The organism is Streptomyces sp. NPDC005483, from assembly GCF_040606035.1.
Taxonomy (GTDB): domain Bacteria; phylum Actinomycetota; class Actinomycetes; order Streptomycetales; family Streptomycetaceae; genus Streptomyces.
On the sequence record NZ_JBEXEA010000014.1, the window covers coordinates 124,259 to 139,142 of the forward strand.

The window sequence follows — 14,884 nt, forward strand, 5'->3', positions numbered from 1 at the left end:
CACGATGACCGACACCACCACCCGCGGCCTGATCCCGCTGCCCCTCGCCGCGGCCCGCGCACTCCTCCTCGCCGGAGGCATCGCCACCGCCGCCTCCGCCTTCCTCGCCTGGACCTGGACCAGCGAGTTCCCCGGCGACCTCACCTTCACCGGCTACCCCGGCGGCCTCCAGTGGCTGACCTTCATCGCCGGCCTCCTCACCACCCTGTTCGCCCTCGCGGCGTACGACATACCCGGGCTGCGCGGCCTCATCCCGGCCCGCAACAACGCCCCCCTGGTGCTCACCGCACTCGGCGGCTTCGGCGTCACCTGGTACACGGTCGTCTCGATCGCCGCCGAACTCGGCGGACTCGCCAACCTCGAACCGGGCGGCTGGGTCGCGGCCATCGCCTCCCTCCTCCCCGTCATCGGCGCCTTCGCCCTCCCCGAGCCCCGCACCGCGAGCGCCAAGGGCAACCTCAAGGCCTACCTCGCCAAGCCCGACGGCATCCCCGCCCCCGCGCCCATCAGCCCCTGGGTCGAGCGCGCGATCATCACCCTCGTCACCATCGTCGGCCTGGCCGTCTTCACCTACGGCATCGACACCGAGTACGGCGAACTCTTCGTCGGCTACCTCATCGTCGTCGTCTTCGCCGTCTGGGCCCTGCACACCGCCGGCCTCAACGACCGCTTCTCCCGCATCGTCGCCCGCAACCGCAGCTTCACGCTCGCCATGGGCTTCGCCGCCGCGATCGCGTTCCCCTTCACCCAGACCAACGACCACTACGCCAACATCGGCGTCAACATCCTGATCTTCGGGACCGTCGCCCTGGGCCTCAACATCGTCGTCGGCCTCGCGGGCCTCCTCGACCTCGGATACGTCGCCTTCCTCGGCGTCGGCGCCTACACCGCCGCCCTCGTCTCCGGCTCCGAGTTCTCCCGCTTCTCCGGCGTCCACTTCCCCTTCTGGGCCGCCGCCATCACCGGCGCCGCCGCCTCGCTGATCTTCGGCGTCCTCATCGGCGCCCCCACCCTGCGACTGCGCGGCGACTACCTCGCCATCGTCACCCTCGGCTTCGGAGAGATCTTCCGCATCGCCGTCAACAACATGGACGGCGACTCCGGCCCGGACCTCACCAACGGCCCCAACGGCATCCCGGCCATTCCCGACCTCAACCTCCTCGGGTTCAACCTCGGCGAAGCCCACGACATCGGCGGCTTCACGCTCGGCCGCTTCGCCAACTACTACCTGCTCATGGTGCTGATCATGGCCATCGTGGTCCTGGTCTACACCCGCGCCGCCGACTCCCGCATCGGCCGCTCCTGGATCGCCATCCGCGAGGACGAGACCGCCGCCACCGCCATGGGCATCAACGGCTTCCGCGTCAAACTCGTCGCCTTCGCCCTCGGCGCCACCCTCGCCGGCCTCGCCGGCACCGTCAGCGCCCACGTCACCTACAGCGTCGTCCCGACGCCGTACCAGTTCGCGGGCTCGACACCCCCCAACTCGGCCTTCCTCCTCGCCGCGGTCGTCCTCGGCGGCATGGGCACGGTCGCCGGCCCCATCCTCGGCGCCGCACTCCTCTACCTGCTGCCCGAGAAGCTGGTGTTCCTCCAGGACAAGTCGCTGCTGGCCTTCGGCATCGCCCTCATCCTGCTGATGCGCTTCCGCCCCGAAGGCATCATCGCCAACCGCCGCCGCCAACTCGAATTCCACGAGACCGGACAACTCGACATACCAGAACAAACGACGCTGTCCGGTGAACCGGCCACCGTCACCAAGGCGGGGGCGTGAGCACCGTGACGACACCTGTACTCGAGGCCCGCAACGTCACCATGCGCTTCGGCGGCCTCACCGCCGTCCGCTCGGTCGACTTCACCGTCAACGCAGGCGAAATCGTCGGCCTCATCGGCCCCAACGGCGCCGGCAAGACCACCTTCTTCAACTGCCTCACCGGCCTGTACGTCCCCACCGAAGGCACGGTCTCCTACAAGGGCACCGTCCTCCCGCCCAAGCCCCACCTGGTGACCAAGGCCGGCATCGCCCGCACCTTCCAGAACATCCGCCTCTTCGCCAACATGACGGTCCTCGAGAACGTCCTCGTAGGCCGCCACACACGGACGAAGGAAGGCCTCTGGTCCGCCCTCCTCCGCGGCCCCGGCTTCAAGAAGGCGGAGAAGGCCAGCGAGGAACGGGCCATGGAACTCCTGGAGTTCATCGGCCTGGAGGCCAAGCGCGACCACCTCGCCCGCAACCTCCCCTACGGCGAACAGCGCAAGCTGGAGATCGCGCGCGCCCTGGCCTCCGAGCCCGGCCTGCTCCTGCTCGACGAGCCGACCGCCGGCATGAACCCCCAGGAGACGCGAGCCACCGAAGAGTTGGTCTTCGCCATCCGCGACAAGGGCATCGCCGTCCTCCTCATCGAGCACGACATGCGCTTCGTCTTCAACCTCTCCGACCGCGTCGCCGTCCTCGTCCAGGGCGAAAAACTCGTCGAAGGCACCTCCGAGGTCGTCCAGGCCGACGAACGCGTCATCGCCGCCTACCTCGGCGAACCCTTCGAAGGCGACCCCGGCGCGGCCGAAGCGCAGAGCACCACCAGCACCAAGGGAGAAGGCCAGTGACCGCACTCCTCGAAGTCGAGGACCTCCGCGTCTCCTACGGCAAGATCGAAGCCGTCAAAGGCATCTCCTTCAGCGTCGAAGCCGGCCAGGTCGTCACCCTCATCGGCACCAACGGCGCCGGCAAGACGACGACACTCAGGACACTGTCCGGTCTGCTGAAGCCCACCTCCGGCAAGATCCTCTTCGACGGCAAACCCCTCAGCGGCGTCCCCGCCCACAAGATCGTCTCCTTCGGACTCGCCCACTCCCCCGAAGGCCGGCACATCTTCCCCCGCCTGACGATCTTCGAGAACCTCCAACTCGGAGCGTTCCTGAGGAAGGACAAGGAAGGGATCGAAAAGGACATCCAGCGCGCCTACGACCTCTTCCCGATCCTCGGAGAGCGCCGCAACCAAGCGGCAGGCACCCTCTCCGGCGGCGAGCAGCAGATGCTGGCCATGGGCCGCGCGCTCATGTCCCAGCCGAAGCTGCTGATGCTCGACGAGCCCTCCATGGGCCTCTCCCCGATCATGATGCAGAAGATCATGGCGACCATCGTCGAACTCAAGTCCCAGGGCACGACGATCCTCCTCGTCGAACAGAACGCCCAGGCTGCCCTGTCCCTGGCCGACCAGGGACACGTCATGGAGGTCGGCACCATCGTCCTCTCCGGCACCGGCCAGGACCTGCTCCACGACGAGTCCGTCCGCAAGGCGTACCTCGGCGAGGACTGACGCTCCGGCCGTACGACGAGGCCCGCGCCCCCAGTCGGGGACGCGGGCCTTTGTCTACTGCCGCCGGTCTCAGCCCTTGTTGGCCTTCTTCTCGTCGGCGTCCTGAATGACCGCCTCGGCGACCTGCTGCATCGACATACGCCGGTCCATGGACGTCTTCTGGATCCACCGGAACGCGGCGGGCTCGGTCAGGCCGTACGAGGTCTGAAGAATCGACTTCGCCCGGTCGACCAGCTTGCGGGTCTCCAGACGCAGGGTCAGGTCGGCGACCTCGTTCTCCAGCTCCCGCAGCTCGGTGAACCGGGACACCGCCATCTCGATCGCCGGCACGACGTCGCTCTTGCTGAACGGCTTGACGAGGTACGCCATGGCACCGGCGTCCCTCGCCCGCTCGACGAGGTCGCGCTGCGAGAAGGCGGTGAGCATGAGGACGGGGGCGATGCGCTCTTCGGCGATCTTCTCGGCTGCGGAGATCCCGTCGAGCTTGGGCATCTTCACGTCGAGGATCACGAGGTCCGGCTTGTGCTCACGGGCGAGCTCGACGGCCTGCTCGCCGTCACCTGCCTCGCCTACGACGCTGTAGCCCTCTTCCTCCAGCATCTCTTTGAGGTCGAGCCGGATCAGGGCCTCGTCCTCGGCAATGACGACACGGGTCGTCAGCGGAGGCACGTGCGACTTGTCGTCGTCGGGCGCGTCTACGGGCTGGGGCGACTCGGGGGCGGTCACGGGGGCTCCTTGTTGCGGGCCGGGCAGGTACTGCTGCTTGTGCAGCCTACCTAGAGGCGGGGAACTGTGGTGACCCGGTACACTTCCCGACAGCGCCCCAGCCTGCCCGGTTGGAGGAACTGGTCAGACTCGCGGCACTCAAAATGCCGTGCCCTTTGGGCATGTGGGTTCGAATCCCACACCGGGCACTTTTACCAGGAAGCGGATGCTCACGTTCTCGTGAACATCCGCTTTTTGCTGCACACGGTTGCGATCACTCACTCAGAGTATCCGTATGAATTTTCACGGCACTGAGGTTCGACAGAAGGCGCTCGCACTGCTGCGCGGCGGTGCAAGAAACGCAGAAGTCGCTCGCAAGTTCAGCGTCCCGCCGGGCACCATCGCCTACTGGAAGCATGTGGATCGCGCCAAGCGCGGCGAGTGCCCGGGGAAGCACGATCCGGAGTGCCCGCGATGCGACGGCAGAGACCTCGACGCAGCGGCGTACGGCTACTTACTCGGCCTCTATCTGGGCGACGGCCACATCAGCCGCTATGCAGAACACCGGGTGCCCAACCTCATGATCACGTGCGACGAGTCCTGGCCCGGCCTGATGGACGCCTGCGAGGAGGCCATGCGCACGGTGTTCCCCGACAACGCCGTCTGTCGCGTCCGGAAAACCGGCTGCCGCAACGTGAAGGTCTACTCAAAGCACCTGCACTGCCTGTTCCCCCAGCATGGTCCCGGTAAGAAGCACGAGCGCTCCATCGCCCTCGTTCCCTGGCAGCAGGCCATCGTCGACGCACACCCTTGGGAGTTCATCCGCGGCCTCATCCACTCGGACGGGTGCCGCATCACCAACTGGACGACCCGCCTCGTAGCCGGTGAGCGAAAGCGCTACGAGTACCCCCGGTACTGCTTCAGCAACAGGTCCGCCGACATCATGCGGCTCTTCACCGACGCCCTTGACCGGGTCGGCGTCGACTGGCGACGGATGAACAATTGCAACACCTCCATCGCCCGCAAAGCCTCAGTAGCCCTCATGGACACCCACGTAGGCCCCAAGCACTGACCACCCCTACTTGGGACTGTCGTCCTCGCCGATGTGGTGGACGCGGACCAGGTTCGTCGAGCCGGAGACGCCGGGCGGTGAACCCGCCGTGATCACCACCACGTCGCCCTTCTCGCAGCGCCCGTACTGCATCAGCAGCTCGTCCACCTGGTCGACCATCGCGTCCGTGGTGTCGACCTGCGGGCCCAAAAACGTCTCCACACCCCACGTCAGACTCAGCTGCGACCGGGTCGCCGGCTCCGGAGTGAACGCCAGCAGGGGGATCGGGGACCGGTACCGCGAAAGCCGTCGCACCGTGTCGCCCGACTGGGTGAAGGCCACCAGGAACTTCGCGCCGAGGAAGTCGCCCATCTCCGCCGCCGCGCGGGCGACCGCACCGCCCTGGGTGCGGGGCTTGTTGCGTTCGGTCAGCGGCGGCAGCCCCTTCGCGAGGATGTCCTCCTCCGCGGCCTCGACGATCTTCGCCATCGTCCGGACCGTCTCGACGGCGTACTTCCCGACGCTCGTCTCGCCGGACAGCATCACCGCGTCCGTGCCGTCGATGACCGCGTTGGCCACGTCGGAGGCCTCCGCGCGTGTCGGGCGGGAGTTCTCGATCATGGAGTCGAGCATCTGTGTCGCCACGATCACCGGCTTGGCGTTGCGCTTGGCCAGCTTGATCGCGCGCTTCTGGACGATGGGCACCTGCTCCAGCGGCATCTCGACGCCCAGGTCACCCCGGGCCACCATGATCCCGTCGAACGCGGCCACGATGTCGTCGATGGCCTCGACGGCCTGGGGCTTCTCGACCTTGGCGATGACAGGGAGCCGACGTCCCGCCTCGTCCATGATCCGGTGGACGTTCTTGATGTCCCGGCCCGACCGGACGAAGGACAGGGCGATCACGTCGAAGCCCATGCGCAGGGCCCAGCGGAGGTCTTCCTCGTCCTTGGTGGAGAGGGCGGGCACCGAGACCGCCACTCCCGGGAGGTTGAGGCCCTTGTGGTCCGAGACCATGCCGCCCTCGACGACCTTGGTGTGGACCCGGGGACCCTCCACCGAGGTGACCTCCAGGCAGACCTTGCCGTCGTCGACGAGGATGCGCTCACCCACAGTGACATCCTCGGCGAGTCCGCTGTACGTCGTCCCGCAGGACCGCTGGTCGCCCTGTGCGCCGTCCTCCACGGTGATGGTGAAGGTGTCGCCGCGTTCAAGGAGTACGGGTCCTTCGGTGAAGTGGCCGAGGCGGATCTTCGGGCCTTGAAGGTCGGCGAGGAGGCCGACGCTGCGGCCGGTCTCGTCGGAGGCCTTGCGGACGTGGTGGTACCGCTCCTCGTGCTCGGCGTAGCTGCCGTGGCTGAGGTTGAAGCGGGCTACGTCCATTCCGGCGTCGACCAGCGCTTTGATCTGGTCGTACGAGTGGGTTGCGGGGCCCAGGGTGCAGACGATCTTTGCTCGGCGCATGGTTCGAGCCTAGACCTTACCGATGAGTAGGGAATTGGGTAGGTATGACGGCTCAACAACCTTTGGGTGAAGGGCTGTTGACAAAGGTTGAATTGTGCGGCACCCCGCTCCGATGAGCATTTCGTGTGCACATCACGGCGTCGGCTCACAGGCTCGGTGGTGCCATGGTGAAGCGTGCGTTGACCTGGGCGTGGACGTGTTGGCGTTGGGGTTCGAGGTCGAGGGGGGCGGCTCCGGTGTCGGCGGCCTGGGCCTCGTAGGCCATGGAGCGGGCACGGCTGGCCTTGCCGACGAAGCGGGGTTCGGGGTCCTCGGCGCCGATGTCGGCGAGTTCGACCAGGGAGGCGAGTGAGGTGCCCAGGGCTTCCGCGTACTCCCTGGCCCGCTGGACCGCTTCCCGTACGGCTTGCTGGCGGGCTTCCCGGTAGGCGGGTGAGTCGCGGCGCAGGGCCCACCAGGGTCCGTCGACCCGGGTCAGCTCCAGGTCGGCCAGACGCGTGGTCAGTTCACCCAGTGCGGTGAAGTCCGTGAGTTCGGCCGTGATGTGGACGCGGCCGTGGTAGGCGTGGACGCGTTCGCCGCGGCCGTGTTCCTTGAGTTCGGGTGTGACGGAGAAGGAGCCGGTTTCCAGGCGTTCGACTGCATCGCCGTAGGACTTGAGCAGGTCCAGGACGGTCGTGTTGCGGCGGGTGAGGTCGTCGAGGGCGGTGCGGCGGTCCTTGCCGCGGGCGGCGACGGTGATGCCGAGGCGGGCGATCTCGGGGTCGACTTCGAGGTGGGCTTCGCCGCGGACGGCGATGCGGGGGGCGTCGGGGGTGCCGTAGGGAACGGAGTCGGTGGCCATAACGACCCACTGTGTCAGTTCTTGGCCGGTTACGGACCTGGTCGGTCGCTGGTCGGGTCATCAGATCGAAACCTGCGGGGGCTGTTGCCGTTCGCCATGAGCGGGTCAGAATCTACGCGCGTTGTTGACCGTTCCTCGAGGAGATCAAGACATGGCCTTGAACCGCAGGAAGTTCCTGGAGAAGTCCGCCGTGACCGGTGCGGGTGTCGCCCTGGCGAGTGCCGTGGGTGCGCCGGCCGCCCAGGCCGCGGAGGCCGGGAAGGGGCGCGAGAAGCGGTACTCGCTGACGGTGATGGGCACCACAGACCTGCACGGTCACGTCTTCAACTGGGACTACTTCAAGGACGCGAAGTACAAGGACGCGGCGGGCAACGCGCAGGGTCTGTCGCGGATCTCGACGCTGGTGAACCAGGTCCGTGCGGAGAAGGGCCGCTGTAACACGCTGCTGCTCGACGCGGGCGACACGATCCAGGGCACGCCGCTGACGTACTACTACGCGAAGGTCGACCCGATCACCGCCAAGGGTGGTCCGGTGCACCCGATGGCCGCGGCGATGAACGCCATCGGGTACGACGCGGTGGCGCTGGGCAATCACGAGTTCAACTACGGCATCGAGACACTGCGGAAGTTCGAGGAGCAGTGCGACTTCCCGCTCCTGGGCGCGAACGCGCTGGACGCGAAGACGCTGAAGCCGGCTTTCCCGCCGTACTTCATCAAGAAGTTCCCTGTGAAGGGCGCGCCGCCGGTGAGGGTCGCGGTGCTGGGTCTGACGAACCCGGGTATCGCGATCTGGGACAAGGCGTATGTGCAGGGCAGGCTGACGTTCCCGGGGCTCGAGGAGCAGGCGGCGAAGTGGGTGCCGAAGCTGCGGTCGATGGGTGCGGACGTGGTGGTCGTGTCGGCGCACTCGGGTTCGTCGGGGACGTCGTCGTACGGTGATCAGCTGCCGTACGTCGAGAACTCGGCGGCGCTGGTGGCGCAGGAGGTGCCGGGGATCGACGCGATCCTGGTGGGGCACGCGCACGTGGAGATTCCGGAGCTGAAGGTCACCAACGCGAAGACCGGGAAGACGGTCGTGCTGTCGGAGCCGTTGGCGTACGCCGAGCGGTTGTCGTTGTTCGACATCGAGCTGGTTCTGGAGAAGGGCCGTTGGTCGGTCGAGTCCGTGTCGTCCAAGGTGCTGAACTCGAACGCGGTCGCCGACGACCCGAAGATCACCAAGCTGCTGAAGGCCGACCATGACGTGGTCGTGAAGTACGTGAACCAGGTGGTCGGTACGGCGACCGAGACGCTGACGACGGTCGAGGCGCGCTACAAGGACGCGCCGATCATCGACCTGATCACGAAGGTCCAGGAGGACGTGGTCCGCGCGGCGCTGGCGTCGACCGAGTACGCCTCGCTGCCCGTCATCGCGCAGGCCTCCCCCTTCTCCCGTACCTCGGAGATCCCGGCCGGCAACGTGACGATCCGGGATCTGTCGAGCCTGTACGTGTACGACAACACGCTGGTGGCGAAGTTGCTGACGAGTGCGCAGGTCAGGGCGTACCTGGAGTACTCGGCGGAGTACTTCGTGCGGACGGCGGCGGGCGCGGCCGTGGACGTGGAGAAGCTGACGAACGCGAACAACCGTCCGGACTACAACTACGACTACGTGTCGGGGCTGTCGTACGAGATCGACATCGCGCAGGCGGCCGGGTCGCGGATCAAGAACCTCACCTACAACGGTGCCGCGCTGGACGACGCGCAGAAGTTCGTGTTCGCGGTGAACAACTACCGGGCGAACGGTGGCGGGGCGTTTCCGCACGTGGCCTCCGCCACCGAGGTGTGGTCGGAGTCGACGGAGATCCGGACGCGGATCGCGGAGTGGGTGACCTCGAAGGGTGTGCTGGACCCGAAGGACTTCGCGTCGGTGGACTGGAGGCTCACGCGGGACGGTGCGCCGGTCTTCTAGGGGTTGAGCAGGGTGGTGTCCACGGCGTCGGCGATGATTTTCACGCCGGCGCCTTGGCGTGGAGGCCGTCGCCGGTTTCTTACCGTCCCTCGACGAGGGGTGTCAGGACGGGGGCCTGGCGGGCGGGTGGGATCTGCGGCAGGCGGTCTTCGAGGCCGAAGGTGGTGAAGGCGGTGCGGGTGGGGAGGGGGTAGGCGTCCTTGCCGGTGACGGTGTTGAGGATGGTGGCGCTGCGCCAGGCGGCGAGGCCGAGGTCGGGGGTGCCGACGCCGTGGGTGTGGCGTTCGGCGTTCTGGACGTAGACGTGGCAGTCGGCGCCGGTGACGGACGGGTCGAGGACGAGGCGGAAGTGTTCGTCGACGCGGGGGCGTTCGCGGCTGTCGCGGCGCAGGTAGGGGTCGAGTCCGGCGAGGATGCGGTCGAGGGGGCGTTCGCGGTGGCCGGTGGCGAGGACGACGGCGTCGGTGGTGAGGCGGGAGCGGGTGCCCTGCTGGAGGTGTTCGAGGTGGAGTTCGATCTTCGTGGTGGCGATTCTTCCGGCGGTGCGGACGCGGACGCCGGGGGTGAGGACGGTGTCGGGCCAGCCGCCGTGCAGGGTGCGGCGGTAGAGCTCGTCGTGGATGGCGGCGATGGTGTCGGCGTCGATGCCGCGGTGGAGCTGCCACTGGGTGGTGCCGAGTCGGTCGCGGACGCTCTCGGACAGGGCGTGGAAGTAGCGGGTGTAGTCGGGGGTGAAGTGTTCGAGGCCGAGCTTGGAGTACTCCATGGGCGCGAAGGCTTCGGTGCGGCCGAGCCAGTGGAGTCCCTCGCGGCCGGTGGGGCGGCTTCGGAGGAGGTCGAGGAAGACCTCTGCGCCGGACTGTCCGGAGCCGACGACGGTGACGTGGTCGGCGGCGAGGAGGGTGTGGCGGTGGGCGAGGTAGTCGGTGGCGTGGATGACGGGTACGCCGGGGGCTTCGACGAGGGGCTTGAGGGGTTCGGGTACGTAGGGCTCGGTGCCGATGCCGAGGACGATGTTCTTGGTGTAGGTGCGGCCCAGGGCTTCGGCCTCGCCATCGGTGTCGAGCTGGGTGAAGTCGACTTCGAAGACGTCGCGTTCGGGGTTGAAGCGGACGGCGTCGACCTGGTGGCTGAAGTGGAGTCCGGGGAGGTTCTCGGCGACCCAGCGGCAGTAGGCGTCGTATTCGGCGCGCTCGATGTGGAAGCGCTCGGCGAAGTAGAAGGGGAAGAGGCGCTCGCGGGCCTTGAGGTAGTTGAGGAAGGTCCAGTCGCTGGCGGGGTCGGCGAGGGTCACCAGGTCGGCGAGGAACGGGACTTGGACGGTGGCTCCGTCGATGAGGAGCCCGGGGTGCCAGCCGAAGGCGGGGCGCTGTTCGTAGAAGACGGCGTCGAGTGCGGTGAGGGGCTGGGCGAGGGCGGCGAGGGAGAGGTTGAAGGGTCCGATGCCGATGCCGACGAGGTCGCGGGGTGCGTCGGGCTCGTGGTGTGGGGGGTGGGGGTTCATCGGGGGGTGGTTCCTTCCACGAGTTTCAGGAGTCCGGCGAGGTCGGCCGGCCGGGTGGTGGGGTTGAGGAGGGTGACCTTGAGCCAGAGCCGGCGCTCTGCGCGGGCTCGTCCCAGGACTGCGCGGCCGGCGGTGAGGAGGTTGCGGCGTACGGCGGCCACGGCGTCGTCGGTGGCGCCCGCGGGGCGGAACAGGACCGTGCTGATGGTGGGGGGCCGGTGGAGTTCGAACCCGGGGTGGTCGTGGACGAGTTGCGCGAACTCCTGGGCCCGCTCGCAGACTTGGTCGACCAGGGCGGCGAGTCCTTGGCGGCCGAGGGTCCGAAGGGTGATGGCGATCTTGAGGACGTCGGGGCGGCGGGTGGTGCGCAGGGAGCGGCCGAGGAGGTCGGGGAGGCCGGCCTCGGTGTCGTCGTCGGCGTTGAGGTAGTCGGCGCGTTGGTTCAGGGCGGCGAGGTCGTGGCCGTCGCGGACGGCGAGGAGTCCTGCGGCGACGGGTTGCCAGCCGAGTTTGTGCAGGTCGAGGGTGACGGTGCCTGCGGCGCTCAGGCCGGTGAGCTTGGGGCGGTGGGAGTCGCTGAAGAGGAGCCCTCCGCCGTAGGCCGCGTCGATGTGCAGCCGTGCGTTGCGCGCCGCGGAGAGGCGGGCGATCTCGGGGAGGGGGTCGATGAGGCCGGCGTCGGTGGTGCCCGCGGTGGCGGCGATGACCGACGGTCCGCTCAGGGCCTTGTCGAGGGCTGCGGGGTCGAGGGTGCCGTTGGGGGTGGGGACGATGACCGGGGCGGGCAGGCCGAGTAGCCAGGCGGCTCTGGGGAGGGAGTGGTGGGCGTTTTCGCCGCAGACCAGTTGGACGGCCGGGCCGTGGGTCTCTCGGGCCAGGAGGAGGGCGAGTTGGTTGGATTCCGTGCCACCGGTTGTGATCAGAGCGTCGGGCCGGTGGGGGCCTGTCGCGCCCCGCGGCGGAGCCGCATGTCGATAGGGCCCCGCGCCCCTGGGTGGGTTGCCGAACACCTCTCTCGCAAGTTGCCCCGTCACCAGGGCTTCCAGCTCCGAGGCTGCTGGGGCCTGGTCCCATGAGTCCATCGACGGATTCAGCACACTGACTGCCAGGTCGGCTGCTGCGGCCACCGCGAGGGGTGGACAGTGCAGGTGGGCCGCGCAGAAAGGGTCCGCCGGGTCCGCAGCGCCTTCCGCCAAGGCTCGTACCAGGCGCCGTAGGGCATCGGGATCGCCCTCGTCCGTGAGGAGGTCCCCCAGCGCGGCCCGCATCCGGGCCGCCACCTCGGACGGGCCGCCGGTCGGCAGTGGGCCCCCGCGCGATCGCGTCCCCTCCCCCAGCGCGTCCAGGACCGTGTCGAGCAACGGGCGCAGCGAGGTGGGGCCTTCGGGGCCCGAGGCCAGGGGCGGCGTGTGCATCGTCGACCTCCGGGGGCGCTGGGAGCTTCCAGCTTGGACGCGGTTGCCTGGGCGCGCCCGGAGAGTTCAACGATCCTGACCCGAAAGGGGGTACTCCCGTACGGGGAAAACCCGCTCTAGGCCTGCCTCACCCGCAGGGCCCGTCCCAGGTCGTCGAGTTGGTCGACCAGTTTCCGGCGCAGGGCGGGGGTGAGGTCGGCGTCGCGCAGGCAGGCCTCGCCGAGCCGCAGGCTGTCCTCGTCGATGGCGTAGTCGGGGAACGCGGAACGGCCTGCGGCGACTGCGATCGCGGGGCCCCGGGCGGCGGCGAGGGCGACGACGTCCTCGTAGTAGCGGGGCACGTACTGCCGTACGAGTTCGGTCTGTTCGGGCTGCCAGAAGCCCTGGGCGGTGGCGGTGAACAGGTAGTTGGAGAGGTCGTCGCGGGTGAACATCGCTTCCCAGGCCCGCTCCTTGGCCTCCACGGTGGGGAGGGCGGCGCGGCAGCGGGCGGCGCCTTCCTGGCCGGTGGCGGAGAGGTCGCGTTCGAGTTCGGCGGCGATGGCGCTCTCGTCGGTGGCGCCGAGGACGGCGAGGCGGGCGAGGACGCGCCAGCGCAGTTCGGGGTCGAGTTCGGGGCCGCCGGGGACGGTGCCTTCGGCGAGCCAGGCGGCGATGGTGTCGGGGTGGGCGGCGACGTCGATGCAGTGGCGGACGGCGATCAGGCGCAGGCCGGGGTTGTCGCCGTCCTCGGTGCGGCGGATGAGGTCGCGGCACAGGGAGGAGAGGGTGGCGAGGGCGGCGGGGCGCTGTTCGGGGGTGACGTAGCGGTCGGTGACGTAGCCGGCGGCGAAGGCGAGGACGCCTTGGACGAGGGCGAGGTCGGTTTCGTGCGGGAGGTGGGCGCGGGCCGCGTCCAGGTAGGCGGTGGGCGGGAGTTCGCCGTCGCGGACGGCGTCGCGCAGGGCGTTCCATACGACGGCGCGGGTCAGTGGTGAGGGCAGGCCGGAGAGGCTTTCGGTGACCGCTTTGAAGGAGTCGGTGTCGAAGCGGACCTTGGTGTAGGTGAGGTCGCCGTCGTTGAGGAGGAGGAGTGCGGGGCGTTTGCCGATGGGCAGCGGTGCGGTCTGCGGGATGTCAAGGTCGAGGCGGTCGCGCAGGACGAGGTGGCGGCCCTCGTCGGCGACGTCCTGGTCGTAGAGGCCGACGGCGATGCGGTGCGGGCGGCTGCCCTTGTGTTCGACCTGGAGGGTGTACGTGCCTTCCTCGCCGCGGGTGACCACGGGCCGCAGGGTGTCGACGCCGGTGGTGCGCAGCCAGGTGTCGGCCCAGGCGTGGACGTCGCGTTCGGTGGCGGAGGCGAGGGAGTCGATGAAGTCGGCGAGGGCGGCGTTGGCGAACCGGTGGCGGGCGAAGTGGGTGTTGATGCCGGCGAGGAAGTCCTTCTCGCCGAGCCAGGTCACCAGTTGCCGTAGGGCGGAGGCGCCCTTGGCGTAGGAGATGCCGTCGAAGTTCAGGAGGGCGGAGGCCGTGTCGTCGACGGCTTCGGGGGCGACGGGATGGGTGGAGGGGCGCTGGTCGGCGTCGTAGCCCCAGCCCTTGCGCATGACGCCGAAGTCGACCCAGGTGTCGGTGAAGCGGGTGGCCTCGGTGAGGGTCTGGTAGCCCATGTACTCGGCGAAGGACTCGTTGAGCCAGATGTCGTCCCACCAGCGCAGGGTGACGAGGTCGCCGAACCACATGTGGGCCATCTCGTGGGCGATGACCATGGCGCGGGTCTGGCGTTCGGTGTCGGTGACGGCGGAGCGGTAGACGAACTCGTCGCGGAAGGTGACGAGGCCGGGGTTCTCCATGGCGCCGGCGTTGAACTCGGGGACGAACGCCTGGTCGTAGGAGTCGAAGGGGTAGGGCTCCTCGAACTTCTCGTGGTAGCGGTCGTAGCACTGCTGGGTGATCTCGAAGAGTTCGTCGGCGTCCTGGTCCAGGTAGGGCGCGAGGGAGCGGCGGCAGTGGATGCCAAAGGGCAGGCCGCGGTGTTCGGTACGCACGGAGTGCCAGGGTCCCGCGGCGACGGCGACGAGGTAGGTGGAGATCAGGGGGGTGGGGGCGGCCTGCCACGTGCCGTCGCCGAGGTCCGTGGTGATGCCGTTGGCGAGGACGGTCCAGTTCTCGGGGGCCTTGACCGACAGGTCGAAGGCGGCCTTGAGGTCGGGTTGGTCGAAAGCGGCGAAGACGCGTTGGACGTCGTCCAGGAACAGCTGGGTGTAGACGTAGGTCTCGCTGTCGGTGGGGTCGGTGAAGCGGTGCATGCCCTCGCCGGTGCGGGAGTACCGCATGACGGCGTCGATGCGCAGTTCGTGCTCGCCGGCGGTCAGGCCCTTGAGGGGGAGACGGTTCTCGTCGAGGGTCTCCGGGTCGAGGGGGTGGCCGTCGAGGGTAGCCTCGCGCAGTTCGGCCGGCTTGAGTTCGACGAAGGTGTCCGCCTCCGCGCGCGCGGTGAACTTGACGACGGTCCGGGACGCGAAGGTCTCGTCGCCGGTGGTGAGGTCGAGCGCGATGGTGTAGCGGTGGACGTCGAGGAGCTTGGCACGGGTCTGCGCTTCGTCGCGCGTCAGTACGGACATGCAGGACATGCTGCCTGATGGCACGGGCAA

11 protein-coding genes and 1 tRNA gene are annotated in these 14,884 nt (G+C 68.6%); 6 read left to right on the plus strand and 6 right to left on the minus strand.

The features are described from left to right. Nucleotides 1-4: 4 nt before the first annotated feature. Genes ABZT06_RS26435 through ABZT06_RS26445 form a run of 3 tightly spaced genes read left to right on the plus strand, consistent with a single transcriptional unit; the run spans nucleotide 5 to nucleotide 3,317 of the window. Nucleotides 5-1,774 carry a branched-chain amino acid ABC transporter permease gene (locus ABZT06_RS26435; protein ID WP_355745668.1) on the plus strand — a complete coding sequence of 590 codons (1,770 nt, stop codon included), beginning with the start codon at nucleotides 5-7 and terminating at the stop codon, nucleotides 1,772-1,774. Nucleotides 1,775-1,815: 41 nt separating this feature from the next. Then, on the plus strand, nucleotides 1,816-2,604 hold the full coding sequence (locus tag ABZT06_RS26440; protein WP_355746038.1) for an ABC transporter ATP-binding protein: 789 nt from the start codon (nucleotides 1,816-1,818) through the stop codon (nucleotides 2,602-2,604). Then, a complete protein-coding gene (locus ABZT06_RS26445; protein WP_355745671.1) occupies nucleotides 2,601-3,317 on the plus strand; it encodes an ABC transporter ATP-binding protein in 717 nt (238 codons plus the stop codon). The genes ABZT06_RS26440 and ABZT06_RS26445 overlap by 4 nt, the downstream gene beginning before the upstream one ends. Nucleotides 3,318-3,386: 69 nt before the next feature. Here the strand turns inward: ABZT06_RS26445 and ABZT06_RS26450 are convergent, their stop codons facing one another. After that, a complete protein-coding gene (locus tag ABZT06_RS26450) occupies nucleotides 3,387-4,043 on the minus strand; it encodes a response regulator (RefSeq protein WP_031041938.1) in 657 nt (218 codons plus the stop codon). A gap of 104 nt (nucleotides 4,044-4,147) precedes the next feature. Between ABZT06_RS26450 and ABZT06_RS26455 the strand changes: the two genes are divergently transcribed. Next, nucleotides 4,148-4,231: transfer RNA gene (locus ABZT06_RS26455), tRNA-Leu, on the plus strand. 86 nt (nucleotides 4,232-4,317) lie between these two features. Further along, the gene (locus ABZT06_RS26460; RefSeq protein ID WP_355745675.1) at nucleotides 4,318-5,094 is read left to right on the plus strand and encodes a helix-turn-helix domain-containing protein; all 777 of its coding nucleotides are present in this window, start codon (nucleotides 4,318-4,320) and stop codon (nucleotides 5,092-5,094) included. A gap of 6 nt (nucleotides 5,095-5,100) precedes the next feature. Here the strand turns inward: ABZT06_RS26460 and pyk are convergent, their stop codons facing one another. Both pyk and ABZT06_RS26470 read right to left on the minus strand, forming a co-directional pair. Further along, nucleotides 5,101-6,537: a pyruvate kinase gene (gene pyk, locus ABZT06_RS26465; RefSeq protein WP_355745678.1), complete on the minus strand. Its 1,437-nt coding sequence runs from the start codon at nucleotides 6,535-6,537 to the stop codon at nucleotides 5,101-5,103. A 145-nt stretch (nucleotides 6,538-6,682) separates the two neighbouring features. Continuing rightward, on the minus strand, nucleotides 6,683-7,381 hold the full coding sequence (locus ABZT06_RS26470) for an SIMPL domain-containing protein (protein ID WP_355745681.1): 699 nt from the start codon (nucleotides 7,379-7,381) through the stop codon (nucleotides 6,683-6,685). A 151-nt stretch (nucleotides 7,382-7,532) separates the two neighbouring features. Between ABZT06_RS26470 and ABZT06_RS26475 the strand changes: the two genes are divergently transcribed. Further along, nucleotides 7,533-9,332, plus strand: coding sequence for a 5'-nucleotidase C-terminal domain-containing protein (locus tag ABZT06_RS26475; protein ID WP_355745684.1), 1,800 nt, complete (start codon nucleotides 7,533-7,535; stop codon nucleotides 9,330-9,332). 79 nt (nucleotides 9,333-9,411) lie between these two features. Here ABZT06_RS26475 and ABZT06_RS26480 read toward each other — a convergent pair whose 3' ends face one another. The 3 genes from ABZT06_RS26480 to pepN all read right to left on the minus strand — a co-directional run bounded on the left by ABZT06_RS26480 (nucleotide 9,412) and on the right by pepN (nucleotide 14,854). After that, nucleotides 9,412-10,836, minus strand: coding sequence for a SidA/IucD/PvdA family monooxygenase (locus ABZT06_RS26480; RefSeq protein ID WP_355745687.1), 1,425 nt, complete (start codon nucleotides 10,834-10,836; stop codon nucleotides 9,412-9,414). Continuing rightward, nucleotides 10,833-12,251, minus strand: a complete 1,419-nt coding sequence (locus tag ABZT06_RS26485; protein WP_355745690.1) for an aminotransferase class V-fold PLP-dependent enzyme — start codon at nucleotides 12,249-12,251, stop codon at nucleotides 10,833-10,835. The genes ABZT06_RS26480 and ABZT06_RS26485 overlap by 4 nt, the downstream gene beginning before the upstream one ends. Before the next feature lie 116 nt (nucleotides 12,252-12,367). Further along, a complete protein-coding gene (pepN, locus tag ABZT06_RS26490) occupies nucleotides 12,368-14,854 on the minus strand; it encodes an aminopeptidase N (protein ID WP_355745693.1) in 2,487 nt (828 codons plus the stop codon). Nucleotides 14,855-14,884: the final 30 nt, after the last annotated feature.

Excerpts from the sequence above, each read along its gene's own strand:
- ABZT06_RS26435 (WP_355745668.1), top strand. The coding sequence starts at position 5 with ATGACCGACACCACCACCCGCGGCCTGATCCCGCTGCCCCTCGCCGCG.
- ABZT06_RS26480 (WP_355745687.1), bottom strand. The coding sequence starts at position 10,836 with ATGAACCCCCACCCCCCACACCACGAGCCCGACGCACCCCGCGACCTC.
- ABZT06_RS26470 (WP_355745681.1), bottom strand. The coding sequence starts at position 7,381 with ATGGCCACCGACTCCGTTCCCTACGGCACCCCCGACGCCCCCCGCATC.
- ABZT06_RS26440 (WP_355746038.1), top strand. The coding sequence starts at position 1,816 with ATGCGCTTCGGCGGCCTCACCGCCGTCCGCTCGGTCGACTTCACCGTC.
- ABZT06_RS26460 (WP_355745675.1), top strand. The coding sequence starts at position 4,318 with ATGAATTTTCACGGCACTGAGGTTCGACAGAAGGCGCTCGCACTGCTG.
- ABZT06_RS26475 (WP_355745684.1), top strand. The coding sequence starts at position 7,533 with ATGGCCTTGAACCGCAGGAAGTTCCTGGAGAAGTCCGCCGTGACCGGT.
- ABZT06_RS26485 (WP_355745690.1), bottom strand. The coding sequence starts at position 12,251 with ATGCACACGCCGCCCCTGGCCTCGGGCCCCGAAGGCCCCACCTCGCTG.
- pepN (WP_355745693.1), bottom strand. The coding sequence starts at position 14,854 with ATGTCCGTACTGACGCGCGACGAAGCGCAGACCCGTGCCAAGCTCCTC.
- pyk (WP_355745678.1), bottom strand. The coding sequence starts at position 6,537 with ATGCGCCGAGCAAAGATCGTCTGCACCCTGGGCCCCGCAACCCACTCG.